The organism is Aeromonas schubertii, from assembly GCF_000820105.1.
Lineage (GTDB): Bacteria > Pseudomonadota > Gammaproteobacteria > Enterobacterales > Aeromonadaceae > Aeromonas > Aeromonas schubertii.
Genome location: NZ_CDDB01000052.1, coordinates 129,985 through 156,419 on the forward strand (window position 1 = coordinate 129,985; position 26,435 = coordinate 156,419).

Below are 26,435 nucleotides of genomic sequence, written 5' to 3' on the forward strand. Positions count from 1 at the left end.
CGGCGACCCATAAGACCAAAGAGGAATTAGTCGTGCTTGAAACCTACCGTAAACACGTCGAAGAACGTGCTGCCGAGGGAGTGGTTCCCAAACCTCTGGACGCTGAGCAAGTCGCCGCCCTGGTCGAGCTGCTCAAGAATCCTCCCGCCGGTGAAGAGAGCTTTCTGAAAGAGTTATTGTCCGATCGCGTTCCCCCCGGTGTTGATGAAGCGGCCTATGTGAAGGCCGGTTTCCTCACCGCCGTGGCCAAGGGTGAGGCCAGCTCCCCCATCCTGAGCCGCGAAGAGGCGGTCACCCTGCTCGGCACCATGCAAGGTGGCTACAACATCCAGCCGCTCATCGACCTGCTGGACGACGCCGCCCTGGCCCCGCTGGCTGGCAAGGCCCTCTCCCACACTCTGCTGATGTTCGACTCCTTCCACGATGTGGAAGAGAAGGCCAAGGCCGGCAACGCCTTCGCCAGGCAGGTGATGCAATCCTGGGCCGATGCCGAGTGGTTCCTCTCCCGCCCGGCCCTGGCCGAGAAGCTGACCGTTACCGTGTTCAAGGTGCCGGGCGAAACCAACACCGACGACCTGTCGCCGGCCCCGGACGCCTGGTCCCGCCCCGATATTCCGCTGCACGCCCTGGCCATGCTGAAGATGGCCCGTCCCGGTATCACCCCGGACATGGACGGCACCATAGGTCCCATCAAGACCATCGAGACGCTGAAAGAGAAGGGCTTCCCGCTGGCCTATGTGGGCGACGTGGTGGGTACCGGCTCCTCCCGTAAATCCGCCACCAACTCGGTGCTGTGGTTCATGGGCGACGACATCCCCAACGTGCCCAACAAGCGTGCCGGCGGCATCTGTCTCGGTGGCAAGATCGCCCCCATCTTCTTCAACACCATGGAAGATGCCGGCGCCCTGCCCATCGAGGTGGATGTCTCTGCACTTGCGATGGGCGATGTCATCGACATCTACCCGTTCGCCGGCAAGATCTGCAAGCACGGCACCGACGAGGTGCTGGCCCGGTTCGAACTGAAAACTGACGTGCTGATCGACGAAGTGCGCGCCGGTGGCCGGATTCCGCTGATCATCGGCCGCGGCCTGACCGACAAGGCCCGTGAGGCGCTTGGTCTGCCCCACTCCGAGGTGTTCCGCCGTCCGCAACCGGTGGCCGACACCGGCAAGGGCTTCACCCTGGCCCAGAAGATGGTGGGCAAGGCCTGTGGCGTGCAGGGCATCCGCCCGGGCACCTACTGCGAGCCCAAGATGACCACGGTCGGCTCCCAGGACACCACTGGCCCCATGACCCGAGACGAGCTCAAAGATCTGGCCTGCCTCGGCTTCTCCGCCGACCTGACCATGCAGTCCTTCTGCCACACCGCCGCCTATCCCAAGCCGGTCGATGTGCAGACCCACCACACCCTGCCGGACTTCATCATGAACCGCGGCGGTGTGAGCTTGCGTCCGGGTGACGGCGTCATCCACTCCTGGCTGAACCGCATGCTGCTGCCGGATACCGTGGGTACCGGTGGTGACTCTCACACCCGCTTCCCCATCGGGATCTCCTTCCCGGCGGGCTCCGGTCTGGTGGCCTTCGCCGCCGCCACCGGCGTGATGCCGCTGGACATGCCGGAATCCGTGCTGGTGCGCTTCAAGGGCGAACTGCAACCGGGCATCACCTTGCGTGATCTGGTTCATGCCATTCCCTACGCCGCCATCCAGAAGGGGCTGCTGACCGTCGAGAAGGCGGGCAAGAAGAACATCTTCTCCGGCCGCATTCTCGAGATCGAAGGTCTGCCAACCCTCAAGGTGGAGCAGGCCTTCGAGCTGGCCGACGCCAGCGCCGAGCGCTCCGCCGCCGGTTGCACCATCAAGCTGGATAAAGAGCCGATCATCGAGTATCTGAAGTCCAATATTGTGATGCTCAAGTGGATGCTCAGTGAAGGCTACGGCGACGTGCGCACCATCACCCGTCGTATCAAGGGGATGGAAGAGTGGCTGGCCAACCCGACCCTGATGGAGGCGGACCAGGATGCCGAGTACGCCGAGATCATCGAAATCGATCTGGCCACCATCAAGGAGCCTATCCTGTGCGCGCCGAACGATCCGGACGATGCCCGTCTGCTGAGCAGTGTGGCTGGCGACAAGATCGACGAGGTGTTCATCGGCTCCTGCATGACCAACATCGGCCACTTCCGTGCCGCCGGCAAGCTGCTGGGCAAGTTCAGTGGCCAGCTGCCGACCCGCATGTGGATCGCCCCGCCGACCAAGATGGACAAGGACCAGCTGACCGAAGAGGGCTACTACGGCATCTTCGGCCGAGTCGGTGCCCGCATCGAGATCCCGGGCTGTTCCCTGTGCATGGGTAACCAGGCACGTGTGGCTGACGAGGCAACCGTAGTCTCCACCTCTACCCGCAACTTCCCGAACCGTCTGGGCAAGGGGGCCAACGTCTACCTGGCCTCTGCCGAACTGGCTGCGGTTGCCGCCATCCTCGGCAAGATCCCGACCGTGGAAGAGTACCTGCACTACGCCAAGGAGCTGGACGCCACCGCGGCCGACACCTACCGCTACCTGAATTTCAACGAGATCGCCACCTACACCAAGAAGGCGGACTCTGTGATTCTGCAGCAGGCGGTATAAGCATCCGAGTAATGAGAGAGCGGCCCGCGGGCCGCTCTTTTCGTTGAGGGTGATAGATCATCAGAAAGGGGAGCCATTGGCTCCCCTTGTCATGGTGAAGATCATCAGATGCGGAACATGCCGACCTGGCTGTTGAGCTCCCCGGAGATGTTCTTGAGCTGGTTGGCAATCTGGTTGGAGCTCTCGGCCTGCTCGGCCAGCTCGTCCGACACATCCTTGACCGCCTGGATATTGCGGCTCACCTCGTCGGTGACGGCCCGCTGCTCCTCTGCGGCGCTGGAGATCTGAGTGGCCATGTCGGAGATCTGACCGATGGATTCGACGATCTGCTCCAGAGCCTGGGTGGCATTGCTGGCGTCGTCCACGCTGTTTTGGGCCAGCAGCTTGCTCTCCTGCATGGTGCCCACGGCCCCCTGGGTGTTGCGTTGCAGGGTCTCGATCATGCTGCGGATCTCGACGGTCGAGCTGTGGGTCCGCTGGGAGAGAACCCGCACCTCGTCGGCCACCACCGCAAAGCCACGGCCCTGCTCGCCGGCCCGGGCCGCCTCGATGGCGGCATTGAGGGCCAGCAGGTTGGTCTGCTCGGCGATACCCTGAATAGTCGAGAGAATGGTGTTGATCTCCTGCGCGTTCTTCTCGAGCTCCTGGATGATGCCTGAGGCGTGCTCTACCTGAGAGGCCAGGTCTGTGATGGAGCGCTGGTTGCGGGCGATCACCTGCTTGCCCTCTTCACAGCTGCCGGCAGAGGCGCGTGCCGCCTCGGCGGTCTGCTCCGCATTGCTGGCCACCTCGACGGCGGTGGCTGACATCTCGTGCACTGCGGTGGCGATCTGGGAGATCTCGTTTTGCTGGCGTGAGAGACCCTGGTTGCTCTGCTGCGCCATCTGGTGGGAGGAGATGGCCTGTTGGTTGAGCTGCACCGAGGAGTTGGAGATGTCTTTGACCATCTCGTGGATACGGGTGATGAAGGTGTTGACGTGACGAGCCACCACACCGACCTCGTCGTCTCGCTCGATCTTGACGCGACGGGTCAGATCTCCGTTGCCACGGGAGAGATCGGCGATGGCCTCACCCAGGGTCTTGAGAGGCATCAGGGAGCCGCTGATGGCCAGGTAAGAGATGCCTGCGACGATGAGGATGGTGAGCAGTCCCTGCCAGATGGCGGAGGTGATCATCCGGGTGACCGCCTGATAGGCGATATCCTGATCGATGACGATGCCGTAGTACCAGGTGGTGTTGGGAATGGCGGTGAGGTCGAACACGCTCGGCTTGCCGGCCACCTCCAGCTCTGAGATGGTGCCGTCATGGCCCAGCTCCTTGATCTTGGCCGCGGTCAGCTCAGGAAAGATCTCGGTGCTCGGCTTCATGCTGAGACTCTTGTCCGGATGGGCGATGATGGTGCCGTTGCTGTCGAGCAGCATGACATAGGTGCCTTCCAGATCGATGGCGAGGATATCGCGGATCAGGGAGTCGATGGCGATGTCCCCGGCGATGACGCCCTTGGTATTACCCCGTTGGAAAGGTTCGGCGATGGTGATGACCAGGTTGCCGGTTGAGGCATCGGCATAGGGAGAGGTAATAGCCAGCTTGCCGGCGGCCATGGCGTCCTTGTACCAGGGGCGCTGACGGGGATCATAGCCGGGGGGGAGATCCGTGGCCTTACTCTGGATCATCTTGCCATCTTCGGTGCCCGCATAGACCAGGTCGAACCCGCCTGCCTTCTCGGCCTGGGAGAGGTAGGTGATAGGCTCATCCTGCTGGGTGAAGGCCTCCTTGACGGAGGTGACCATGCCGATGCGGGCATCGAGCCAGCGAGAGATGCCCTGAACGTTGGAGATGGACGCGATATCGACCGAGTTCCAGACCAGTTTGCGGGTCTCTTCGCGCAGCTGCGAGGTGTTGTACCACACCTGCAACCCTGTGATAACCAGGATGATGAGGCCTATGGCCAGCACCAGTTTGTTCTTGATGGAAAGGTTCATGGTGTATGTCCTTATAACCTTACGAGCATGTCGATGATTATTATGGTGTAGAGCCGGCGGTCGGGCTTCTCCAATAATATCGACTGATCCCTCATATTCCTGATAGTTCAGGCACTCTTAACCTATAGCTTAATTAGCGCTGGGCAGGGTGGCGCGTTCCGGGTGGTTGGTAAAGATTCCATCGACCCCTATTTCTGCCAGCCATTGCCACTCTTCCGGCCTGTCCACCGTGTAGACCAACACCTTGAGTCCTCTGGTGTGGGCATCGTTCACCAGCTCACCATCGACGAAGTCCACATCACAATTGATAGACCAGCACCCCATCTCGGCGGCGAAGCGGGCCAGATGGCGGGGCACGCCGGCAATGAGCGCCCCGAGGCGCACCTCGGGGCGCAGACGCTGGAAATGGAGCAGCTCCCTGTGGTCGAAGGAGGAGACCAGCCACCGTTGCGGGCCCACCTTCAATTCGATCTCGGCCCGTCGCATCAGCTCGGCGACCGGCTGGGCCGTGTCAGGGCCCTTGAGTTCGATATGGAGATCGCAGCGGCCCGCCACCAGAGTCATCACCTGCCACAGGGTGGGGATGGGCTCCCCATCGCCTGCATCGAGCCCCGCCAGGTACTCCCGGCTCTGCCGGGTGAGTACCCCGTGGCCATTGGTGCAGCGTTCCAGCCGGCGATCGTGAAAGACCCAGAGCTCTCCGTCGGCGTATTGCACGTCGAGCTCGATGGCGGCGACCCCTTGCTCCAGCGCCAGGTGGAATGCCTTGAGGGTATTTTCCGGTGCCAGGCCACTGGCACCGCGGTGGGCAATCAACAGCATCTTGTTACTCCTTACGCCCTGGAGAGGCGGATGTCGATCTGCTGGTGGGGCAGGGCCAGCCCCAGCTCCTTGAGCCTGCCCAGCACCCGGTTGTGCAGCTCGTGGGTGATGGGCATACGGTGATCCATGTTGTTGACGTAGACCCGCAGCTCATAGATAAGGGCCGAGTCGGTCAGCTCTACCAGAAAGGCTTCCGGTGTCGGGGTATCGAGCACCAGACTGCACTGGAGGATGGACTCCTCCAGCAGCCTCTGGATCTGGACTGGATCGGCATGCAGGGCGATACGGATGCGGATCTTGACCCGGGTGATGGCGTCCGACAGGGACCAGTTGATGAACTGCTCCGTGATGAAGGCCTTGTTGGGCATGATGATCTCCTTGCGGTCCCAGTCGACGATGGTGGTTGCCCGGGTCTTGATGCGGGATACGGTGCCGGTGAGATCGCGAATGGTGACCGTATCGCCAATACGGATCGGCTTTTCGAACAGGATGATGAGACCCGAGACGAAGTTGGCGAAGATCTCCTGCAACCCGAAGCCGAGGCCGACCGAGAGGGCCGCCACCAGCCACTGGGTCTTGGACCAGTCGATGCCGAGCAGGGAGAAACAGGAGAGGGCCCCCACCACGATCACCATATATTTGGCCATGGTGGTGATGGCAAAACCGGTTCCCGGTGTCAGGTTCAGATGCTGAAGCAAAGAGAGCTCCAGCAGGCTGGGCAGGTTGCGTGCGGTGACGACCGTGATGATGAGGACGAACAGGGTCAGGGCGAGATCCTTGATCGTGACCCCCTCCAGTTGGGCAATGCCCCCGACCGTGCTGCTTACCTGCCACAGCTCTATGTTGCCCAGGAAGCTGAAGGCCCCCATCAGATCAGACCACAAGAACATCAGCAGGGCCGTGTAACCCAGCATCAACAGGGTGCGAATGAGGCGCAGGGAGTGGGCACTCAGGGTATCGAGGTCCAGTTCCATCTCTTCGTTCGGCTCGCTGCTCTCCAGCAGCCCCTCCTCTTGCTCCCGCTGGGCCAGGATCTCGGCCCGGCGAGCCTTGGCCCGCTCAAACTGGAGGCGGCGCCGCTGGATCAGCATCCAGCGCCTGGCCAGATAATAGATGAGCATGAAGAGCAGGGCGCAGAGCAAGGAGACTTCCAGTTGGCGCAGCAGGGTGCGGGCGGTAAAGAAGTAGCCGAACAGGGCCCCACCCACCGCCAGCAGGGGGGCCAGCATCAGGCTGTTCCAGACGAAGTGGTGCAGCAGGTGCGGCTTGCTCATGTCACTCTGACCCCAGGTGAGGGGGAGTCGCTCCCGATTGAGGCGATAGAAGAAGAGCAGCAGCCACAGAGAACCGATGATAAAGGCGAGACGGCCCAGAGTGTCATAGAGGGCATGCCCCTGATAGGCATCTCCTATACCCTGAATAAAGAAGCTGGGGATGAGGATCAGCATCAGCACCCTGAAGTGCCCCCAGATCCGGGCCACCCGGTCGGGCTGCCAGCCGAAGTGCAGTGCCAGCAGCCCCCGATCCAGACAGAGATGCCGGGTGAAGAGGAGGGCAAACAGCAGGAACCAGAGCTCCCCCAGGCTGCTTATCACCGCATTGGCAAAGGGATACTCCCAGGCGCCCTGATAGAGGTAACGCAGCAAGAACACCATGGCTGGCAGAGGAAGGGAGGCGAGCAGGGCACGCAGCAGCAAGCGGCTGCTGAGGCTGAACTTGTCCTGGGTCACCTTGCCGATCCGCGGTGCTATGGCCTGGTTGACACGGAGCAGATCCCGGCCGAGACGCCACCAGAGATAGGCCAGGATCAGCAGGGCACTGAAGACGGTGACCCGGGTCGAAAGAGGGGGGACCTGCAGGGCTTCTATCAACTGCCGCCACTGGCCCGGTTTGAGGGCCAGCCCCAGAGCCGCAGGGGTGTCCAGCAGTAACTCACCGCTCACGGGGCGGGTGTCGGGCAGCCAAAACAGATGGTTGCTGCCCTGATCCCGTATCTCGGCAATCTTGCTGTTTTGCCGGCTATAGAGCAGCTTGAGCCGGGTCTGATCCTGCAGCAGGCTGTCGCTGGCATCGAGCAGTCGGGTCAGGAGCTGTCGACGGGCCTTGAGCAGGCTGTCGAGTACCAGCTGCTGGGGACGATCCAGGGTCTCTCCCTGCTCGACCCGGCTGCGGGCCTGGGCCAGATCCCCCAGTTCGGCCAGCTCGTTGTCATACTGACGCTTGGCGACCCGGGTCTTGACGATCAGGCTCTCCAGCTTCGGCAGGGGGTAAGGGGCCGGTAGCTCGGAGAGCTTGCCGCGCAGATCTTCCCCATAGGCATCACTGACCTGCAGCCACTCCATCTGTTCGCGCAGGGCACTGCCGAGTTCGCTCAGCTCCTGCAGGCGCTTGTCGACCCGGCTCTGCTCCTGGCGGACCCTGTCGATGGACTCCTCGATAGTCTCGAGCTGCAGGGAGAGAGAGCTGTTGTACTGCTGCTGCTCCTGCAAGAGGGGCTGATCCCCCTTGAGCTGTTTGCGCAGCCGTTCGCTCTCGGCCAGGATGCGCTCGCTCTTCTCCCGTCGCAGCTGATCCTGGCGGCTGACCAGGGTACTTTGCCACTCATCCTCATCGGTGATGGCGAGATTGACCTCCTGCAGTCTCAACTTGGCGAGGTCGATGCGCTGGGGGGCGGAGAGCTGGTCCAGCTCCAGCATGGCGATGCGCTCTCCGAGGCTCTGTTCGCGCACCTGCAACAGCAGGCGATTGGCCTCTGCGAGGCGGCCCGATTCGCCACCCAGTTGCAGCTTGTCGGCCTGCTGGCGGACCTGGATGAGCTGGCGACGCAGGGCGTCGACCCGCTGGTGATAGTCAAGACCACCACTCTCTATCTGGGAGAGCTCATCGAGCAGACCCTGACGCTGGCGTCTTAGCTCCAGCTGACGGCGTGCCGTCTTGCTCATCTCCAGACCCAGATTCGAGTCATTCAACTGCTCGGTGGGGAGGCGCCGTGGTGGCTGCCAGCCCTGCACCTGAGCCTTGAGCTGCGAAGAGGTCTGGTGGTAGTTGATGAGCTCGGTCTGGTATTTCTCGGCCAGCTCCCGGTAGTGGCTCGCCTCCCGCGCCGCCTGCAGCGCCTGTTGCAGCGGCTCGCGCAGTTTTTGGTTCTCCGGGGTGTCGGCCGAAGGGATGGCGGCCAGTTGTTGCTCTATCTGGATGAGCTGCTCCTCCCCATGTACAAGAGGCGCAAGGAAGAGGGCGAGCAACAGCAGGAGTCTTCTCATGGGGCGAGGTCCGGGGGAGAACAGGATCCCTAGCCTAAGGCAGCCAGCGAGGTGGGTAAAGGCGCGAGCGGGCAGATGCGCGACTAAAAATCGTTTATGATTCAGCCCCCTGCCTTTTTGAGTCTTGGTTGATGAGCCTATCAGATCTGGGAACGGCCCCCCTCACGCGCCTCTTCTGGCGCTATGTGACACCGACGGTCGCGGCCATGCTGGTTACCGGCATCTATGTGACCATAGACGGCATCTTCGTCGGCCATATTCTGGGTGAAGAGGGGTTGGCGGGGATCATGCTGGCCTATCCCATCTGCGCCGTGCTCTATGCCGCCGGCGCCCTCATCGGCATGGGGGCCTCATCCCTCGCCTCCTTCCACCTGGGCAAGGGGGAGGGGGGCGTGGCCCGCCATATAGTGGGCAACGCCCTCCTGATGGTGGTGCTGGCCTCCGTGCTGCTCGGTGGCATCGGTCTTATCCAGGGGGAGGCGCTGCTGCGCTGGATGGGTGCCGAGGGGGTCATCTTCGAGGCGGGTATCGACTATCTGCACTGGTATGCCGGTCTCGGCTTCTTCGCCGTGCTCTCCATGGCCTTTACCTCCCTGCTGCGCAACGATGGCCGACCGGGTCTCACTACCCTGATCCTGGTGACGGGAGGCGTGCTCAATGTGTTTCTGGACTGGCTCTTCATGGTGGTGCTGCCCTGGGGGCTGGCCGGCGCCGCCATCGCCACCATGCTCTCCCAGGCGGTGACCGGTGTCTGGGCCCTGAGCCACTTCTTTACGTCCCGCAGTGGTCTGCGGATCGGGCGGGATACCCTGAGACCCAATGGGCGATTGATGCTGCAGACCCTGCGTCTCGGTTTCTCCAGCTTCCTGATGTACCTCTATCTCTCTGTGGTACTGACACTGCACAACAAGGCGCTGCTCTGGGTAGGGAGCGCATTGCATGTGGCCGCCTATGGGGTCATCAGCTACACAGAGGCATTTTTCTATCTCATCTTCGAGGGGATCGCCATGGGGATCCAGCCCATCGCCAGCTTCAATGCCGGTGCCGGACACAGGGAGCGGGTGCTGCGCATCCGTAATCTGGCGCTTGCGGTGACCCTGCTGGTGGCGCTGGCCGGAGTGGTGCCGCTCTATCTCTGGCCTGAGGGGGCGGTCTGGCTCTTTGCCGGTGATAACGGAGCCCTGCTGCCGGTGGCGGTCTCCGGCATCTGGCTCTATTTCTGGGGGCTTCCCATGGAGGGGGTGTTGCTGGTGGGGGCCACCTACTTTCAGGCCATCAACCGGCCACGGGTAGCGACCCTGTTGACCGGTGGAAAGTTACTGCTCATCGGCGGCCTGCTGTTCGGCCTTGGTGCCCTCTTCGGTGTCTCCGGTGTCTGGCTGGCGCTCCCCTCCTGCAGCGTCTTGCTGACCCTGGTCATGGTGCTGGCCATGAGACGGGAGCGCCGGGGGGACTACTCCTGAGGCTCGACGCTGCGGTAGATCCGCTCCATCTGGGCGCTGACCTCCTGGCGTAGCAGCTCCAGCTCCAGCATCTCGCGCAGTACCTGATATTGGGTCGGATTGAGGAGCTGGTGTCCCTGCTCCAGCACCTCCTGGGTATAGACGCGCTGGCTCTCGAGCCAGCTGGCCGCATCCCCCGGCTCACTCTGATTGAGGTGGCGGTGAGCCTCCATCATCAGTCGGGTCATGGCATGCCGCTGAGTAGGCTCGAGAGGGGTGCTGCGCTCGGCGAGGCGCCCCTGCAGCTCCATCAGACGATAGGGATCGCCGCTGTAGAGCTCCTGCTCAAGCTGCTCACGGGCCTCGGTACCGGTCAGGGCGGCGATCTCCTGCCAGATCTGCTGGCTGCGCACCTCATATTGCTGAGGGGTGTCGAAGCCGAGGCGATAGAGCTCCTTGAGCAGATCGCTCACCTGGGGCCGTATTCCTTGTGCCAGATTGAGTCGCTCGAACAGTCGGGGTAACTGGCTACCTTGCTCGGCCTCGTAGAGCTTCTCCAGCAGCAGGCTGCCATCACTGCTCTGACTCCACTCGCTGACCGCCTGCTCCAGTTCTGCCGTCGGCGGCTCTGGCTGGGTCGCCGCGGGTTCGCTGCGCAGTGGCGGTGATGGGCGCCCGGAGGCGACCTGCTGTGGTGGGCAGGAGGGGGCCGGGGTTGCCTCGAACGATGAGGGAGGGGCACTCTGCTTGGCTTGGGGGCGCATCAGGAGCCATCCGTTGGTCCCCAGGGAGAGCAGTAACAGGAGAGTGAGTAGACGGCGGGACATGGCGGCTCCGTGATGAGGGGGATCGGGCCATCTTAACGGGAATCGGCCATCAACGGGGCCCCTTTTTGTTACCGCCTGTTGCCGTGGTCCGCGCCGCTCATGGCATGTTCACGCTTTTTATATAGAATCGACGGGTTATCTATTTCAGGAGTCAGTCTATGCAGGATATGCCCGCCCTGGTGGCGCCGCGCCAGTTTGGTATGGGTCGTGGTTGGTATTGGACCCGCCACGGTTTCGATCTCTTCAACCGGGGGCGCGGCGTCAGCGTGGCCATGGTGCTCTGCTGGCTGGTGGCCGGCGTCTTGCTGGAGAGCTTGCCGGCCGGCGGACTCATCTCCAATCTGCTCTATATGGTCTGGATGGCGGGGTGGATGGTGGCGGCGCACCACGCCCAGGTGCGGCAACAGATCGACTTTGGCGATCTCTTCGCCGGATTCCGTCGCCAGCTGACCCCGCTGGTGCTGGGGGGGCTGGTGATGAGTACTCTGGTGCTGTTGATCGTCCAGCTGGTGATGACCCTGCTCTCCCACTGGGGGGTTGCCGACCTGTTGGGACAGGATCCTGCCACCCTGGCGGCGACCCCGGAAGAGGCCAGGGCCGTGCTGCTCGCGATGCTGGCCGGACTGGTGCTGGTGGTGCCCGTGCTGATGGCGGTTACCTTTGCCCCGGCACTCATCTTCTTTCACCGGGTGCCCGTCTTGCTGGCCCTGCGCCTGAGCTTCCTCGGCTGTCTGCGCAACATGTGGCCCTTCCTCACCTGGAGTGTGCTGGCTTTCCTGTTGCTTCTGCTGGGGGGCATGCTCCTGCTGGTGGGGCTCTTGGTGGTGATGCCGGCCCTGAACTACTCCATCTATGTGGCCTATCGGGATATCTACCTCTCCGGGGAGGAGACGGAGCCCGAGATAGCCGCCGTGACAACCAACCATTTCGATGCATAAGAGAGCAAGCCACCCCAGGGTGGCTTTCTTGTTACTCGGCCCCCTGCCAGAGGGGATCCTCCCTCATTCGCGCGACCAGAAAGTCGAGGAAGCTGCGCAGCAGGGGAGACATCTGCTTGCGGGTGGCGTAGACCCCATAGACACCAAGTTGCCGCGGCTCGTACCCGGTGAGCAGAGGGATCAACTCGCCCCGTTCGATCAGCGGGGTGGCAGAGGCGAGGGGCTGCATGCTGATGCCGGTGCCGAGCCGGGTGGCGCGTAGCAACAGGTTGGAGATGTTACCGCTCAGGTTGCCGCTGACGGGGACCGATTCGGGGCCCTCGGGCCCCTCGAAGTGCCACAGACTCTTGCCGAAATAGGCATAGGTGAGGCAGTTGTGCAGGGCGAGATCCTGCACCTTCTGTGGTGTGCCGTGGGCGGCGAGATAGGCGGGGCTGGCGCAGATCACCGAGCGACAGCCACCGAGGCGACGCGCCACCAGGTTGGGATCGAGATCATTGGTGATACGCAAGGCCAGATCGATGCGCTCCTCCACCAGGTTGACGGTACGATCCACCAGCAGGATGTCGATGGCAGTCCCCGGCCAGCGGGCGAGATAGTCGTGGCTGGCGGGAATGAGAAAGGCGTCGGCCAGGGAGTAACTGCAGGTGACCCTCAGCTGTCCCTTGGGGGCGGCATCCTGGCGTATCGCCAGCTGGGCCATCTCGTCGCCGATGGCCAGCATGGCCCGCGCGTGGGAGAGGGCCTCTTCACCCGCACTGGTGAGACTCTGACGACGGGTGGTGCGATGCAGCAGTCGAGCCCCCATCCACTGCTCCAGCTCGGCCAGATAGCGGGAGACCATGGCGCGGGAGATGTCGAGTCGCTCGGCGGCAGCGCTGAGACTGCCTCTCTCGACGACGGTCACGAAGACCCTGAGTGCGGTGAGTCGATCCATTTATTTGCTCGATATGTGCAACAGTGATGTCGCTATTATGCGGTATTTTTAACCATTTTAATGAAATAGAGTGCTCTCCATCGCAACAACACTGCTTTTGAGGAGCACAATATGAAAACAGGTATCACCCCTCTGGCTTTGGCCACCGCATTGACCGCCACCGCTGCCGGTGCCGCCCCCCTGTCGATTGAAGTCTACAACCCGGGTGAAAATGCCATCTTTCCGGTCTCTTCCGAGCTGGTGCTTGGCGAGAAGGAAGCCATTCTGATCGACGCCCAGTTCGACGTGAAGAACGGCCAGGCGCTGGTCGACATGATCAAGCGCAGTGGCAAGACCCTCACCACCATCTACATCAGTGGCGGGGATCCTGACTTCTACTTCGGCCTCGAACCCATCGTTGCAGCCTTCCCCAACGCCAGGGTGGTCGCCAGCCAGCATGTGGTCGACCACATCAAGCAGACCAAGGATGCCAAGCTCGCCTATTGGGGTCCCATTCTGGGTGAAGGTGCTCCCAAGAGTCTGACCGTGCCCCAGGTGATGAATGCCTCTCATCTGACCCTCGAGGGAGAGACCATAGAGGTGAAGGGAATGAATACCCCGAGCGCCTTCCTCTGGGCCCCCTCGGTCAAGACCGCCTTCGGCGGGGTGGCCATCTACAGCGGCGTACATGTGTGGATGGCCGACAGTCAGACCCAGGCTGCGCGCGGTCAGTGGGTAGAGACCCTGAACCAGTTGGTGGCGCTCCAGCCCGAGCGTGTCATTCCTGGCCACTATCTGGGCGAGATGCCCAAGGGCGTCGACGCCGTCACCTTCACCCGCGACTACGTCCAGCGTTTCGAGGCCGAGCTGGCCAAGAGCAAGGACTCCGCCACCCTGATCGAGGCGATGAAACAGGCCTACCCGGCATTGCCGGTGGACGATGGCCTGGCCATCGGTGCCAAGGTCGCGACCGGCGAGATGAAGTGGTAAGGCAGAGCTGGGGCCGGGCGATCGGCCCCGCGAGGTAATGTAATGATTCAAGACACCCTGCATTATGTTTATGACCCTCTGTGCGGCTGGTGCTATGGCGCGGCCCCGCTGCTGAAGGTGGCCGCGACCCTGCCGGGTTTGCGTCTGCAATTGCACGGGGGCGGACTCTGGCTGGAGGAGCGTCGCCGGCCCATGGGGCGGGCCTTGCACGATTATGTGCGTCCCCATGACGAGCGGATCGCCGCCCTCACCGGTCAATCCTTCGGGGCTCGCTATTTCGACGAGCTACTGCTCGATGAGCAGGGCGTACTCGACTCGGAGCCTCCCCTGCGTGCCATCCTGGCGGTGACTGCGCTGGGGGGGCATCCCCTGACCCTGCTACGGCGCATTCAGGAGTGCCATTACCGGGACGGCCTCAGGGTTGGGCAGTTTTCCCTGTTGGCGAGCCTGGCGGCCGAGCAGGGCATCGAGTCCGGGGCATTTCGGGCGGCGTTTGATGCGGCCCCTCTGGTCGAGCATCTGCGAGATAGCCAGTGGTGGCTACGACGCATCGGTGGACAGGGGTATCCCACCCTGGCGCTGCAGCAGGGGGAGCGGTTGGAGCGGATCCAGATCGCCGGCATGCTGGGACACCCCGAAGCCCTGCTCGAATGGCTGGTGGTTGAGAGAAAGAAGAGACCCTGGCACGAGTGATAGCACTGTTATTAGTGCCACTTGAATCAAGGGGTTGGCCTTGGGGGTCGATATGAGATCGGAGGTGGGGAGTTCCTTGCGTTTTTACCCATCCAGCTATGCTCAATATGACCCCCTCCGGGTCCCCCTGTGGCGACCGGAGAGCCGATCAATTTCAAGGATGCTCCTTTATGTTTACAAACATGTCCATCGGTCAGAAGCTGAGTGCCGGGTTTACTTTTTTGGCCGTGTTGGTGCTTGGATTGGCCTGGTTTTCGACACTGCAGCTCTCCCGTTTTAACGATCAGACCACAGAGATCACCGACAACCTGATCCCCTCGATTCGTTTGGCCAGTCAGATGCAGCTGGCGCTGACCGATGCGCGCCGCGCCGAGTTGAGTCAGGCGGTGGCCGTGCTGAATCAGGATAGTGAAGAGTTTGATCGTTACACCCAGAGCTTTTCCAAGGCCAGATCCTCATTCGATGAGGCTTCCCAGAGCTATGGGCGACTTCCCTTCGACCCTTCAGGTCAGGAGGAGCAGACCTTTAATGCCCTTAATGAGACGGCCAAGCGCTACTTTGGCTATCACGAAACCTTGGTGGATGCCTTGCAGCGAAAAGATCTCGAGAAGGCCAGAAGCCTGCGCAAGAACGAAACATTGACAACGTTGGCCGAAGCCGCCACTCATGCCACGCGACTGCGGGAGATCAACGATCAACGTGCCAGTGTCATGAATCAGGAGATCGATCATTCCTATAGTAGTTCGCGCAATATCAACATCGTCATCGGCTTGCTGACGGTTGTCTTTGTGGTCGTGATCGCCTGGTTGCTGACGGCCCAGATCCGTAACCCCGTTATGGCGCTGCTGGAGCAGACACGCAAGGTGGCGGCCGGGGATCTCACTGTGCGGGTCGACAGTAGCCAGTTCAATAACGACGAGCTTGGCAAACTGGCGAAAGGGTTTGGCGAGATGCAGCAGAACCTGCGTCAGCTGGTCAGTGAAGTGTCCGGGGCCGTGGTGCAGATGAGCTCGGCCGTAGAGGAGATGAGCGCCGTCTCCAGCCAGTCAGCGGGCAATATGAATACCCAGCAGCACGAGCTCAATTCGCTGGCTACCGCCATGAACGAGATGCAGGCCACGGTGCAGGAGGTGTCCCGCAATACCAGCGAGGCGGCCAGTGCCGCCGGTCAGGCGAGCAAGCGCGCCGAACAGGGAGCCAAGACGGTGCAGGAGTCGATTCGTCGCATCGAGCAGGTGGCGGGGGCCATCGAGAGCACGGCCGCCGTCATTCGTCAGTTGGGTGATGACAGCCGCAATATCGGCGTGGTGCTCGAGGTGATCCGTGGCATTGCCGAGCAGACCAATCTGCTGGCCCTCAACGCCGCCATCGAGGCAGCCCGGGCCGGTGAGCAGGGACGTGGTTTCGCCGTGGTGGCCGACGAGGTGCGAACCCTGGCCAAGCGAACCCAGGATTCGACCACCCAGATCAACAGCATCATCGCCGAGTTGCAGCAGCGTGCCGAGCAGGCGGGAGCCACCATGCAGCAGAGTCAGGAGATGATGAGCTCGACTGTCGAGACGGCGCGGGATGCGGGGAGCTCCATCTCGGAGATAAGCGGTGCGGTGAGCAGCATCTCCAGTATGAATATTCAGATCGCCACGGCGACCGAGGAGCAGGGGGCCGTGACCGAAGAGCTCAACCGCAACGTGGTTAACATCAGCCACGCCTCGGAGGAGGTGACCGCCGGGGCCAATCAGATGGCGCAGGCATGCGGCGAGCTCAACCATCTGGCCACCCAGTTGCAGGAGATGGTGCGACGCTTTCGCACCTGAACATGACAGAGGGCGCCGTTGGCGCCCTCTTCACACTACAGCTTGAACTGGATAACGGTGGGTGGATTGCGCAGGCGCCAGATCTCCTGCTCGATGGCGGTGGCCCGCCGGTTGGCGCGATCCAGCTGGCTGCGGTAGTAGCTGCGATCCGAGCTCTCCTTGCTGTTGCGCAGTTGCATCTCCAGGGTACCTATGCTGGTGTTGAGAGTGCTCAGCTCCTGCTGCAGTTCACCGATGCGCTTCTCTACCAGGTATTCGTCCCGGCCACGCTGGTACTGCTTCATAAAGCTGGCGTCATTGGGACAAACCCCCTGATACTCATCACCATTACGCCCCTTGCGGTAGGCCAGCTCGGGAATGCAGTAGAGCTCCAGTCCCTTCTGATAACCCTTCTCCCACTCGGCTCTGTCTGGCTGGATCCCGTATTCGGCACAGCTTTGACCATACTGGCTTACCACATCGCGAGGACGCCCCCGCTCTCCATCCTGATAACCGAGGTGATGCCAGTTGACGGTTCGGCACTCCTCTTCGGAGAGGGCGCTACAACCACCGAGGATCAGGGGAAGAGAGAGCAGCAGCAGGCGTGCATTCATAAGAGAGTCTCGTCAGGAAAGAGAGGCCGATTCTATGCCGAAGCGAAGGCGCACTCAATTATCGGGACTTTGCAGCCGGGCCGCCAGGATCTAGAATGTCGCCTCCTTTAACATGAGCGAAACATAATAATGAAAGTTCTGACTGTCGACTACCGCGCCCCGGATGCGGCGGCCCGTTTCACCGAATCCCTGCGCACCACGGGTTTTGGTGTGCTGACCAACCATCCCATCCCCCGTGAGCTGGTTCAGGCAATCTATGACAACTGGCAGCAATTTTTTAACAGCGAGCGCAAGCACGACTTCCACTTCAACCGTGAGACTCAGGATGGTTACTTCCCCCCTTCCGTCTCCGAGGTGGCCAAGGGTCATACCAAGAAAGATATCAAGGAGTACTTCCATATCTATCCCTGGGGACAGATCCCGGAGGAGCTGAGCGCCCAGGCAATGGAGTACTACCGACTCGCCAACGAGCTGGCGGCCGAGCTGCTCTCCTGGGTCGAGCAACACACTCCCGCCGATATCGCGGCGCACTACAGTTGCCCCCTCTCCTCCATGATCGAGGGTAGCCAGAAGACCTTGCTGCGGGTGCTCCACTACCCGCCCCTGAATGGTACCGAAGAGGCCGGGGCCATTCGTGCCGCCGCCCACGAGGACATCAACCTGCTCACCATACTGCCGGCAGCCAGCGAGCCGGGCCTGCAGGTGATGGGGGCCGACGGAGAGTGGATGGATGTGCCCTGTGACTTTGGCACCCTTATCATCAACATAGGTGACATGTTGCAAGAGGCCTCTCAGGGCTATTACCCCTCAACCACCCACAGGGTGATCAACCCCACCGGTGGCAGCCTTAACAAGGCGCGAATCTCCCTGCCGCTGTTCCTCCATCCCCGTCCCGATGTGGTGCTCTCCGAGCGTCACACCGCCGACTCCTACCTGATGGAGCGACTGCGCGAGCTCGGGGTGATCTGAGGTCTGCGATCGGCCTGATAGCACAACCAATTTGGTTTCAGCCACCGGTTGGTGAGTCGTGCTAAAAATGGTGCGAATTGGTGGAATATCGTGGTAGTGATTGCCGGTTGTCACCGGTAACGTATGAACCGTGTGCGGGCCATCAGGGCCCGCCTTCTTTTTGACCGGAGTTCATACGATGCAGTCTCAATGGTCCTCTCGCCTCGGCCATATCCTCGCCTCTGTCGGCACCGCCGTCGGTCTCGGCGCCATCTGGAAGTTTCCCTATGTGACCGCGGCCAACGGTGGTGGTGCCTTTTTGCTGGTGTTTCTGCTCTTTAGCCTGACGCTGGGGGTCGCGGTATTGATGGCCGAGACCCTGCTCGGCAGCCTGACCCGCCAGGGGGTGGTGGGCGCCTTCGCCCGGCTGGCCGGAGGTCACTGGCGGCTGCTGGGCTGGATGGGGATCCTCTGCGGCTTTCTCATCTACAGCTTCTACAGCGTGGTGGGGGGCTGGACCCTGGGCTATGTGGCCATGGCGGCGAGCGGCAAGCTGGCCCATGGGGATGGCTCGGCCTTGACGGCCCTGTTTAACGGTTATGTGAGCCATCCCTGGTGGCCCCTGGTGACCCATATGCTGTTTGCCGGCATCACCTGGTGGCTGTTGCGCGGTGATATCCAGAAGGGAGTGGAGCGTTCCCTGCGCTGGATGATGCCCGCCCTGTTTGTGATGATGTTGCTGCTGGTGGGCGTTGGTCTGAGTCTGCCCGGCGCCTCTGCCGGTGTGCGTCACTTCCTCGAGCCCGACTTCTCCAAACTCGGGGTGGATGGCGTGTTGGACGCCATGGGGCTCGCCTTCTTCTCGCTCTCCATCGGTCTTGGCATCCACACCACCTACGGGGCCTATCTGCCGGATACCGCCGGGGTGGGGCGCTCCAGCCTCTGGGTCGTGATACTGGCGAGCCTCATCGCCGTGCTGGCGGGTCTGATGATCTTCCCGGCCCTGGCGGCCACGGGTATCGATCCCGCGGCGGGTCCCGGTCTTACCTTCATGACCATGCCTGCCATGTTCCAGCATATTCCACTGGGACAACCCCTGGCCGTCATCTTCTTCGTCCTGCTGGCCATGGCAGCTCTCTCCTCTTCCATCTCGCTGCTCGAGCACCTGGTGCGCTTCTGTTGTGAGCAGTGGGGGATGGCGCGGGGACGGGCCTCGGCCCTGGTCACCCTGGCCATCATGGGAACCGGCATTCCGGTGAGCCTCTCGTTCGGGCCCCTCTCGGGCGTTACCCTGTTTGGCAAGGGGATCTTCGATCTGCTGGACTTCGTCACCTCCAACCTGATGATGCCTCTGTTCGGGTTGGGTCTGACCCTGCTGCTGGGGTGGCGACTCGGGCGTCAGGCTCTGCCCGGCCAGTTAGCCCCCCACTGGCGGGTGGCCCTGCTCGGCTGCTGGCGCTGGCTCGCCCCCTTGCTCATCGGTGGCATCCTGGTGCGCGGCGTAGTCTGAGTCGGCGGGCCAGCGGCAGTCAGACTGACGCTGGCTCTGCGCTCCCCGCAGCTCGCCCCCTTGCCACTCGAGGTGCAGGGTGCCGAGGCGGCCGAGGCGGCGCAACTCAAACTCGTAGTCGTGGCAGGGAGCGGCGCTGAGTCTGCCGCCGGCTGGTGGTGTATCGAGCCGGTACTCATAGGTCAGCTCAGGGCCGTCGCTTAAGCGAACCCGAACGCCCTGGCTCTCCAGCTCGGCCAGATGCCGACGCAGGGAGAGGGGGGCATCGATGGCCTTCTGGTAGTGGAGGGCGTTGAGGCTCGCCAACTGCTCCTCCAGGCGCTGCAGCTCCCCCTCCAGCGTGGTGAGAGCCGAGCCCAGCTGGCGCTGATGCGGGGTGGCACAGGCGCTCAGCAGTAGCGCCAGCAGGGAGATGGCAAGAGGGCGAAGGCCTGACATGGCGGGGCTCCTGAGTGGGGGAGTTCCATTGTACCGACCCGCCTGATGAAGAGAAGCCGGGTCTCAGGGGGAGAGATGTTCGTCCAGATGGCGATGGATCTGTCCCAGCAGTGCGCCGTAACGCTCACCGTAGTGAGTCTGGAATCCGGCATCGCGATCCAGGCGCTGAGTGAGGCTCTCAACCAGCGATGCCACCTGGCTGGCCGGGGCATTACCGGGCCAGGCCCGGCTCAGCAAGTTGAGGGTGGCCCAGGCCTCTGCGGGGTAGGCGGGAAAATCGGTACAGAGGGTGATACTCAGTTGCAGGGCCCGTTGCCACTGATGATGACGGATAGCGTCGTTACGCGCGCTGCGAAGTTGCTCCAGCCGGTCGTCCTCCTCCTGCACAAACTGTCCTAGGCTCTCCAGCGTGCGATGCACCAGGGTGCCGAGCAGCGGCGAGAGAGGCGTGGGGGGCTGCAGGCTCCCCAGCTTCTCCAGACACTGGAGTGCTCTCTGGGTCAGGGTGCAGTGGTGGCTGAGGGCGAACTCAAGCAGGAGTGCGCCGGGTGCCGGATTCTCCTCGTCAGCCAGCGTGGTCAAGCGGGTCATGGCGCCATCGAAGTCGTTATCGAGTAAAGACCAGAGCGCCTGCACTACCCCGGCTTCGCGTTCGGACAGCTGCGGAGGGGAGAGAGGGCCCAGCTCTTGAAACTTCAGCGACAGGGTGTGGTCCCTTGGCAGGGTTGAGCGCTGCCAGAGTAACTTCAACGCCACTTCCAGCATGAATTGCTCGACACTGAGGCGCAGCCGCCCTTCGGGGAAGAAGGCCAGCTTTAGCTGTGCGATGTGATGGCACCCCATGTCGACATCATGCAGCAAGATGGCCAGTAGAATCGCTGCGTGCCGAAAGTCTGGATGATGTTGTTGATGGAGCAGCTTCTCGAGGTTCAGTTTGGCGGCAAACCAGCGCCCCTCCTGAACATCGAGGATCACGGTTAACTTGAGCAGACTGATCTCGCTCAACGATGAGGCCCGTAGTTCCAGATCCCGCTGGGCCACATCGAGGCGCCCCAAGCCAATCATGGCGAGAAAGAGGCCGCAGCGGGGCCAGCTAGCCGGGTATTCGGTGGCACACAGGGCGTAGTGTTGGCTCGCATCCAGATAGGCCCGTTGCTGCAAGAGCAGCATCCCCTTGAGGCGATCTAGGTGGAGCCTGACCAAGGGATGTTGAAACAGGCGAAATTGAATGTCTTCACACTGATGCAGGGTGAGAGCCCACTCTTGCCGCCGGATTGACGGGCACAAGGGCCGAGTGACGCGGGTAAGGTTGATGAGCTCTTGTGCACTGTCGTCCAGCGACTGGCTGGTGAATGGAATGGGGAGCTGCAACTCGAAGTGAATGGTCGAGAGACCCAGCGTCAGCGGCTCAGGATCCTCGTTGAGCAGAAAGAGGACCACTCCGGGCGGCAGTTGTGCTTGATAGTCGGCCTCTTGTAACAGCCTGATGCCTTCATGCCCCTGATAGTGACTCTGACGGCAGATGATGGCATCGAAGTGGTAATGATGAAGGAGAGAAGAGATGGCATGCAGGTCTTTACACTGCATCATCTCTTCCACGCCCAGGCCATGCTTGCGCAAGGTCAGGCAGATGGCGGTGCTGATCAGGGGGGTTTCTTCGACGATGAGAAATTGCATACCCGGAGAGCTCCCCGCAGAGGTAGATAAAAGAAGCGGATTCGATTGAGTTATTAATATAACAAGCTCGGCGGAGCATTGCGTAACCGGATGATTTTTCTGATGAGATATCGCCCCCATGCCACCCGCTGAGTGGGAAAAGGGGGCGTTATTTCCGGTGCGCTCTTCAGGCGCGAGTGAAATGTCCCTACAGGATGGGGACGATCGGAGGCGAGCCGGCCAGCAGATCGCGCAGCCGGGTCAGCCCTTCGGCGAGCAGAGCGTCACTGGAGGGTTGGCTCAGGCTAAGACGCACTCCTTGGGGGGCGGCATACTGGCCGGCGGCAAACAGCTCGCCGCTGGTGATGCCAACCCCGACCGCGTCGGCTGCTGCCACGAACTCCTGGCTGCGCCAGGGGGCAGGCAGGGGCAGCCAGGCGTGCATGGCGCCGCTGTGCCAGCGGGCCTCCGGCAGCAACTGGCGCAGCAGCTCGCCACGTCGACCCAGCACCCTGCGCTGCTCCTCGAGCAGGGGGGCCAGCCCTTGGCGTAACAGGCGGGAGGCGACCTCGAGCAGCAGCGGGCTCACCATCCAGCTCGACAGGCGCATCGCCTGGGCCAACGCGCTGTGCAGGCCTGGCGGGCAGAGCAGAAAGCCTACCCGCAGGCCACCGCAGGCAATCTTGGCCAGGCTGCCGAGGTGAATGACCCGCTCCGGTGCCAGCTCCACCATAGGAGTGGGGCGATCCAGAGGCAGCAGGCCGTTCACGTCATCTTCCACTACCCAGACTCCGTGCCGTTCGCACACGGCCAGCAGGGCGCGGCGGCGCGCCTCGCCCATCATGGCGGTGGTGGGGTTTTGCAGGGTCGGGGTGAGGTAGACCAGACGCGGTCGACGCTGGCGGCAGAGGGTGTCGAGCGCCTCAGGTAGCATCCCCTCGTCGTCCATGGCCACCGCAGTTACCTGGCAGCGCAGCTGGCGCGCCGCGCCAAGCAGGCCGGGGTAGGTCAGTCCCTCGCAGGCGATGCTCTCGCCGACGCAGCCGGTGGCCAGCAGGGTCAGCAGGATGCCGTGCTGGGCGCCGTTGCAAAACAAGAAGCGATCGTGCCCGGCCTGAATACCGAGGCTCCCCAGCCAGTCGAGGAAGGCCTGGCGCTGGTGCGGCCGGCCCGCCTCCTGGTCGTACCCGAGCAGGCGGTTGAGATGGGGGTCGTCAGCCAGCTGACGCAGCAGAGGTCCCACCAGGGAAGCCCGATCGAGAGGCACCGGCAGGTTCTGCCACAGCTCGATGCGCCCCTCCAGCTCTTCGCGCACCGGCCAGTCGGCTCCGCTGGTTTCCCCCTTCTCCCGCACCCAGGTACCGTTACCGACCCGAGCCGCGAGCAGGCCGCGCCGCTCCGCCTCGGCGTAGGCCCGGGTGATGGTGCCTACGGTCACCCCGAGCCGGTCGGCCAGGGCGCGTTGGGTCGGCAGTCGCGAGCCGGGGGGCAGTGTGCCCTCGGCGATGGCGTGCTCAATGGCTTGAGCCAGTCTCAGATAGAGGGGGCCGTCGTGGGCGGCGAGCTCCGGGGTCCAAATTGTCATGGTGACAATAAATCCATTGATCGAGAAATGAACTCAATATAGCGTTGCTTACAGGCAGTGCACAAGCAAAGTATCGGCATTGTATCGATACAATATGGTGAAACAGGAGCAACGCAGATGACACTCGAATGGTACGCCACCCTCTTTGGCTTTGCGGTACTGATGTGCGGTACCCCGGGCCCCAACAACCTGATGTTGACTGCCTCGGGTGCCAATTTCGGGGTGCGGCGCACCCTGCCACACCTTATCGGGGTGAGCGCTGGCCAACCTGTGCTGCAACTGGTGTTGGCCCTCGGTCTCTATCCCCTGTTCGAGGGGGGAGCATGGCTGAGAACCGGGTTGCAGATCGTCGGTAGCCTCTACCTGCTCTGGCTGGCGTGGCGTATCACCCTGGCTGGCTCGCCGGGGGACCCGGCCGGTCGTGCCCGTCCCATGACCCTGCTCGAGGGACTGGGCTTTCAGTTTCTCAATCCCAAGGCCTGGATGATGGGGATCTCGGCCATCAGCCTGTTTAGTCAGAATGGCGCCGGTTACTGGCCTAGCCAGCTCATCATCATGGCCAGCTTTGCCCTGGTAGCCCTGCCGGTCTGCTTCATCTGGGTGGTATTTGGTCGGCAGCTGGGCAACTGGATAAGCTCGGATCAGGGGTGGCGCCGTCTCAACGGTACCCTGGGGGGGCTGACGGCGCTGTGCGTGGTGACCCTCTGGATGTAAGAAAATGCATGCAAACAACCGGCATACAGGCGGCTTGTTATGCATGAAACCCCTGCGGCATAGTAGGGCCTTTCGCCCGAAAAGGATGATGTGACGATGGATCTCAACTGGTTACTGCCCCTGGCGGGGTTTGCCCTGGTCACCTGCGGAACGCCGGGCCCCAACAACATGCTGTTGACCAGCAGCGGGGCAGCCCAGGGTTTTCGCCGCAGTCTGCCCCTGTTGGTGGGGGTGGTGGGGGGCATCAACCTGATGATCCTGGCGATGGCTCTGGGGCTTGGGATCATCTTCGAGCAGCTGCCCCTGCTGCATGACTTGCTCAAGGTGGCGGGTTCGCTCTATCTGTTGTGGCTGGCCTGGAAGGTGGCCACTGCCTCGGGTCCGGCGGAGGGTAACCGCTCTCTGATCCCGGCCCACCAGGGGGCGCTGCTACAGTTGCTCAACCCCAAGGCGTGGATGATGGCCCTGTCGGCCATCGGTGGCTTCACCCTGGCCGGCGAGGCCTATTGGCCCTCCGCCCTCTGGGTGCTCGCCATCTTCTTCTGCACCGGCCTCTACACCGGCGCCTTCTGGGTGGTGTTTGGTGCCCAGGTGCGGCGCCTCATCCGCACGCCGCTTGGCTGGCGGCGCTTCAACCTCGGCATGGGCGTCGCCACGGCGGCCTGCGTGCTGATGATCTGGATCTAGACGTCTGTCTTGTTGGCCCTGCGGGGCCTTTTTTACGAAAGGAGTGAGCCATGCGCTGTATCGGTCTCTTGGGTGGCATGAGTTGGGAGTCGACCGTGAGCTATTACCAGGCCATCAACCGGGGCGTGCGTGGCGATCTGGGAGGATTGCACTCGGCGCGTATCCTGCTGCACAGCGTGGACTTTGCCGTCATCGAGCGGCTACAGGCGCAAGGGCGGTGGGAAGAAGCGGGGCGCGAGCTGGCCGCAGCCGCCCGCTCTCTGGAGGCCGGCGGCGCCGATTTTCTGCTGATCGCCACCAACACCATGCACAAGGTGGCGCACGATGTGGTCGCTGCGGTGTCGATCCCGCTGCTGCACATCGCCGACGCCACCGGTGAGCGGTTGGTGGCCGACGGGGTGCGCCGGGTCGGACTGCTCGGCACCCGTTTCACCATGGAGCAGGCGTTTTATCGCGCCCGCCTCGAGGAGCAGTTTGGCCTGGAGGTGGTAGTGCCCGGCGAGGCAGACAGGGAGCTGGTGCACAGGATCATCTACGATGAGCTCTGCCTCGGCGAGATCCGTGAGGCGTCACGCCAGGCCTATCTCGAGGTGATCGCGCGGCTGGCTGAAGAGGGGGCCGGTGCCGTGATCCTCGGTTGTACCGAGATTGCCCTGCTGGTGGGGGAGTGCGCGGCCGCCGTGCCGCTGTATGACACCACGGCGCTTCATGCCGAGGCTGCCGTGCGGTGGGCGCTGGCACCGGATACCTGATATTTTACTGGTCAGATCTCAGATCTCTTGGTGTTGCGTATCCCACAGTGGAAAAGCGTGTAAAATTGCGCCCTGAAATTTGAGGGTGCAGGGCACCTCTTTCCCCGAAGATAAAGGCACATACAGTGGCAGAAGTAGACAGATTTGCGGAGATCCGCCCCTACAACGACGACGAAGTGGCAGGGGCAATTGAACGCCTTGTTCAGGATGACGAGTTCATCGGCGCCATCGCCCGCTACCGCTTTGGCAACCTGGTCGGCTGGCTGGGCTGGGCCATTCGTCCCCTCATCCGTCTGGTGCTGCGTCGCAAGTGGGCCGGCGTCAATACGGTGCGCCAGGTTCAGCTCGGGGTGACCCGCTATATGGAGCGGATGATTGCCGGCTCCACCCGCGGCGTCACCTTCTCCGGCCTCGAGCACCTCGAGCCGGGCAAGGGTTATCTCTTCATCTCCAACCATCGCGACATCGCCATGGATCCTGCCTTCGTCAACTGGGGTCTGTTCAAGAACGGCTTCGATACCGTGCGCATCGCCATCGGTGACAACCTGCTGCGCAAGCCCTGCGCCACCGAGCTGATGCGATTGAACAAGAGCTTTATCGTCAAACGCTCCGCCAAGGGGCCGCGGGAGATGATGAAGACCTTTGGCGATCTCTCTGCCTATATCGGTGAATCCCTGGCGAGTGGTCACTCCATCTGGATCGCCCAGAAGGAGGGGCGGGCCAAGGATGGGGATGACAGAACCGATCCGGCCATCCTCAAGATGTTCTACATGGACGGCAAGAAGCAGAAGATCGAGTTTGCCGACTACATGCGCCATCTCAACATAGTGCCGGTCAGTATCTCCTACGAGTGTGATCCCACCGACATGGCCAAGGCGCGCGAGCTCTATGAGAAGGCACACACGGGGCGCTACGAGAAGGGGGAGTTCGAGGATATCGAGAGCATAGTCGCCGGTATCGTCGGTCAGAAGGGGCGGGTGCATGTGACCTTTGGGGCACCACTGCAGGAGGGATTCTCCGATCCCGACGAGCTGGCCGAGGTGATTGACCGGGTCATCTGGCGCAACTATCGCCTCTTTCCCAACAACTATCTGGCGGCCGGCGAGGCGGATCAGGTGGAGCAGGCCGAGCGGCAGGCATTTGAAGCGCGACTGGCTCAGGTACCCGAGGCACACAGGGATATCTGGCGGGCCATGTATGCACGTCCCGTTGAGAACCTAAAGAAAATTTGAATC

The 26,435-nt window shown here is 62.3% G+C and carries 20 protein-coding genes and 1 pseudogene; 12 read left to right on the forward strand and 9 right to left on the reverse strand.

The features are described 5' to 3' along the window. Positions 1 to 32: 32 nt before the first annotated feature. Positions 33 to 2,630, forward strand: a complete 2,598-nt coding sequence (gene acnB, locus BN1133_RS11205) for a bifunctional aconitate hydratase 2/2-methylisocitrate dehydratase (RefSeq protein WP_050666613.1) — start codon at positions 33 to 35, stop codon at positions 2,628 to 2,630. A 104-nt stretch (positions 2,631 to 2,734) separates the two neighbouring features. On the opposite strand, the gene BN1133_RS11210 is transcribed toward acnB, so the two are convergent. The 3 genes from BN1133_RS11210 to mscM form a co-directional block, all read right to left on the reverse strand. Continuing rightward, entirely contained in the window at positions 2,735 to 4,612 is a 1,878-nt protein-coding gene (locus BN1133_RS11210; RefSeq protein ID WP_050666614.1) for a methyl-accepting chemotaxis protein, read from the reverse strand. A 129-nt stretch (positions 4,613 to 4,741) separates the two neighbouring features. After that, positions 4,742 to 5,434 (reverse strand): glycerophosphodiester phosphodiesterase, encoded by a 693-nt coding sequence (locus tag BN1133_RS11215; protein ID WP_050666615.1) that lies wholly within the window; start codon positions 5,432 to 5,434, stop codon positions 4,742 to 4,744. Positions 5,435 to 5,445: 11 nt separating this feature from the next. Further along, on the reverse strand, positions 5,446 to 8,697 hold the full coding sequence (gene mscM / locus BN1133_RS11220) for a miniconductance mechanosensitive channel MscM (protein WP_050666616.1): 3,252 nt from the start codon (positions 8,695 to 8,697) through the stop codon (positions 5,446 to 5,448). Positions 8,698 to 8,828: 131 nt separating this feature from the next. On the opposite strand from mscM, the gene BN1133_RS11225 reads away from it, so the two are divergent. After that, positions 8,829 to 10,160, forward strand: a complete 1,332-nt coding sequence (locus BN1133_RS11225) for an MATE family efflux transporter (RefSeq protein WP_050666617.1) — start codon at positions 8,829 to 8,831, stop codon at positions 10,158 to 10,160. Here BN1133_RS11225 and BN1133_RS11230 read toward each other — a convergent pair. After that, positions 10,151 to 10,966, reverse strand: a complete 816-nt coding sequence (locus BN1133_RS11230; protein WP_050666618.1) for a hypothetical protein — start codon at positions 10,964 to 10,966, stop codon at positions 10,151 to 10,153. The two genes, BN1133_RS11225 and BN1133_RS11230, sit on opposite strands and share 10 nt — an antisense overlap. A gap of 158 nt (positions 10,967 to 11,124) precedes the next feature. Here BN1133_RS11230 and BN1133_RS11235 point away from each other — a divergent pair, with 158 nt between their 5' ends. Then, on the forward strand, positions 11,125 to 11,904 hold the full coding sequence (locus BN1133_RS11235) for a BPSS1780 family membrane protein (protein ID WP_050666619.1): 780 nt from the start codon (positions 11,125 to 11,127) through the stop codon (positions 11,902 to 11,904). Between the two features lie 31 nt (positions 11,905 to 11,935). On the opposite strand, the gene BN1133_RS11240 is transcribed toward BN1133_RS11235, so the two are convergent. Further along, positions 11,936 to 12,841: a LysR family transcriptional regulator gene (locus tag BN1133_RS11240; protein WP_050666620.1), complete on the reverse strand. Its 906-nt coding sequence runs from the start codon at positions 12,839 to 12,841 to the stop codon at positions 11,936 to 11,938. A gap of 111 nt (positions 12,842 to 12,952) precedes the next feature. Between BN1133_RS11240 and BN1133_RS11245 the strand changes: the two genes are divergently transcribed. The 3 genes from BN1133_RS11245 to BN1133_RS11255 all read left to right on the forward strand — a co-directional run bounded on the left by BN1133_RS11245 (position 12,953) and on the right by BN1133_RS11255 (position 16,317). After that, positions 12,953 to 13,810: a Vmh family MBL fold metallo-hydrolase gene (locus BN1133_RS11245; RefSeq protein ID WP_050666621.1), complete on the forward strand. Its 858-nt coding sequence runs from the start codon at positions 12,953 to 12,955 to the stop codon at positions 13,808 to 13,810. Between the two features lie 42 nt (positions 13,811 to 13,852). Next, complete coding sequence (locus BN1133_RS11250) at positions 13,853 to 14,503, forward strand: DsbA family protein (RefSeq protein WP_050666622.1); 651 nt, start codon at positions 13,853 to 13,855, stop codon at positions 14,501 to 14,503. Positions 14,504 to 14,673: 170 nt separating this feature from the next. Then, positions 14,674 to 16,317: a methyl-accepting chemotaxis protein gene (locus BN1133_RS11255; protein ID WP_050666623.1), complete on the forward strand. Its 1,644-nt coding sequence runs from the start codon at positions 14,674 to 14,676 to the stop codon at positions 16,315 to 16,317. A gap of 35 nt (positions 16,318 to 16,352) precedes the next feature. Here BN1133_RS11255 and BN1133_RS11260 read toward each other — a convergent pair whose 3' ends face one another. After that, a complete protein-coding gene (locus BN1133_RS11260) occupies positions 16,353 to 16,910 on the reverse strand; it encodes a DUF2799 domain-containing protein (RefSeq protein WP_050666624.1) in 558 nt (185 codons plus the stop codon). A 129-nt stretch (positions 16,911 to 17,039) separates the two neighbouring features. Here BN1133_RS11260 and BN1133_RS11265 point away from each other — a divergent pair, with 129 nt between their 5' ends. Further along, on the forward strand, positions 17,040 to 17,879 hold the full coding sequence (locus BN1133_RS11265; protein ID WP_050666625.1) for an isopenicillin N synthase family dioxygenase: 840 nt from the start codon (positions 17,040 to 17,042) through the stop codon (positions 17,877 to 17,879). A 178-nt stretch (positions 17,880 to 18,057) separates the two neighbouring features. Further along, entirely contained in the window at positions 18,058 to 19,368 is a 1,311-nt protein-coding gene (locus BN1133_RS11270; protein ID WP_050666626.1) for a sodium-dependent transporter, read from the forward strand. 3 nt (positions 19,369 to 19,371) lie between these two features. Here the strand turns inward: BN1133_RS11270 and BN1133_RS11275 are convergent. From BN1133_RS11275 to BN1133_RS11285, 3 genes and pseudogenes are all read right to left on the reverse strand, one after another. Continuing rightward, positions 19,372 to 19,806: pseudogene (locus BN1133_RS11275) on the reverse strand (hypothetical protein); the annotation flags it as partial. A 63-nt stretch (positions 19,807 to 19,869) separates the two neighbouring features. Next, positions 19,870 to 21,483, reverse strand: a complete 1,614-nt coding sequence (locus BN1133_RS11280) for a hypothetical protein (protein ID WP_050666627.1) — start codon at positions 21,481 to 21,483, stop codon at positions 19,870 to 19,872. Positions 21,484 to 21,670: 187 nt separating this feature from the next. Continuing rightward, on the reverse strand, positions 21,671 to 23,047 hold the full coding sequence (locus BN1133_RS11285; RefSeq protein WP_050666628.1) for an aminotransferase-like domain-containing protein: 1,377 nt from the start codon (positions 23,045 to 23,047) through the stop codon (positions 21,671 to 21,673). A gap of 117 nt (positions 23,048 to 23,164) precedes the next feature. Between BN1133_RS11285 and BN1133_RS11290 the strand changes: the two genes are divergently transcribed. The 4 genes from BN1133_RS11290 to BN1133_RS11305 all read left to right on the forward strand — a co-directional run bounded on the left by BN1133_RS11290 (position 23,165) and on the right by BN1133_RS11305 (position 26,432). Then, the gene (locus BN1133_RS11290) at positions 23,165 to 23,761 is read left to right on the forward strand and encodes a LysE family translocator (RefSeq protein ID WP_050666629.1); all 597 of its coding nucleotides are present in this window, start codon (positions 23,165 to 23,167) and stop codon (positions 23,759 to 23,761) included. Between the two features lie 96 nt (positions 23,762 to 23,857). Beyond that, positions 23,858 to 24,448 carry a LysE family translocator gene (locus tag BN1133_RS11295; RefSeq protein WP_050666630.1) on the forward strand — a complete coding sequence of 197 codons (591 nt, stop codon included), beginning with the start codon at positions 23,858 to 23,860 and terminating at the stop codon, positions 24,446 to 24,448. A 50-nt stretch (positions 24,449 to 24,498) separates the two neighbouring features. Then, positions 24,499 to 25,200: an aspartate/glutamate racemase family protein gene (locus BN1133_RS11300; RefSeq protein ID WP_050666631.1), complete on the forward strand. Its 702-nt coding sequence runs from the start codon at positions 24,499 to 24,501 to the stop codon at positions 25,198 to 25,200. A 125-nt stretch (positions 25,201 to 25,325) separates the two neighbouring features. Further along, positions 25,326 to 26,432, forward strand: a complete 1,107-nt coding sequence (locus tag BN1133_RS11305) for a 1-acyl-sn-glycerol-3-phosphate acyltransferase (protein WP_050666632.1) — start codon at positions 25,326 to 25,328, stop codon at positions 26,430 to 26,432. Positions 26,433 to 26,435: the final 3 nt, after the last annotated feature.

Coding starts and splice junctions, on each gene's coding strand:
- BN1133_RS11210 (WP_050666614.1), bottom strand. CDS start 4,612: ATGAACCTTTCCATCAAGAACAAACTGGTGCTGGCCATAGGCCTCATC.
- BN1133_RS11215 (WP_050666615.1), bottom strand. CDS start 5,434: ATGCTGTTGATTGCCCACCGCGGTGCCAGTGGCCTGGCACCGGAAAAT.
- mscM (WP_050666616.1), bottom strand. CDS start 8,697: ATGAGAAGACTCCTGCTGTTGCTCGCCCTCTTCCTTGCGCCTCTTGTA.
- BN1133_RS11225 (WP_050666617.1), top strand. CDS start 8,829: ATGAGCCTATCAGATCTGGGAACGGCCCCCCTCACGCGCCTCTTCTGG.
- BN1133_RS11230 (WP_050666618.1), bottom strand. CDS start 10,966: ATGTCCCGCCGTCTACTCACTCTCCTGTTACTGCTCTCCCTGGGGACC.
- BN1133_RS11235 (WP_050666619.1), top strand. CDS start 11,125: ATGCAGGATATGCCCGCCCTGGTGGCGCCGCGCCAGTTTGGTATGGGT.
- BN1133_RS11240 (WP_050666620.1), bottom strand. CDS start 12,841: ATGGATCGACTCACCGCACTCAGGGTCTTCGTGACCGTCGTCGAGAGA.
- BN1133_RS11245 (WP_050666621.1), top strand. CDS start 12,953: ATGAAAACAGGTATCACCCCTCTGGCTTTGGCCACCGCATTGACCGCC.
- BN1133_RS11250 (WP_050666622.1), top strand. CDS start 13,853: ATGATTCAAGACACCCTGCATTATGTTTATGACCCTCTGTGCGGCTGG.
- BN1133_RS11255 (WP_050666623.1), top strand. CDS start 14,674: ATGTTTACAAACATGTCCATCGGTCAGAAGCTGAGTGCCGGGTTTACT.
- BN1133_RS11260 (WP_050666624.1), bottom strand. CDS start 16,910: ATGAATGCACGCCTGCTGCTGCTCTCTCTTCCCCTGATCCTCGGTGGT.
- BN1133_RS11265 (WP_050666625.1), top strand. CDS start 17,040: ATGAAAGTTCTGACTGTCGACTACCGCGCCCCGGATGCGGCGGCCCGT.
- BN1133_RS11270 (WP_050666626.1), top strand. CDS start 18,058: ATGCAGTCTCAATGGTCCTCTCGCCTCGGCCATATCCTCGCCTCTGTC.
- BN1133_RS11280 (WP_050666627.1), bottom strand. CDS start 21,483: ATGCAATTTCTCATCGTCGAAGAAACCCCCCTGATCAGCACCGCCATC.
- BN1133_RS11285 (WP_050666628.1), bottom strand. CDS start 23,047: ATGACAATTTGGACCCCGGAGCTCGCCGCCCACGACGGCCCCCTCTAT.
- BN1133_RS11290 (WP_050666629.1), top strand. CDS start 23,165: ATGACACTCGAATGGTACGCCACCCTCTTTGGCTTTGCGGTACTGATG.
- BN1133_RS11295 (WP_050666630.1), top strand. CDS start 23,858: ATGGATCTCAACTGGTTACTGCCCCTGGCGGGGTTTGCCCTGGTCACC.
- BN1133_RS11300 (WP_050666631.1), top strand. CDS start 24,499: ATGCGCTGTATCGGTCTCTTGGGTGGCATGAGTTGGGAGTCGACCGTG.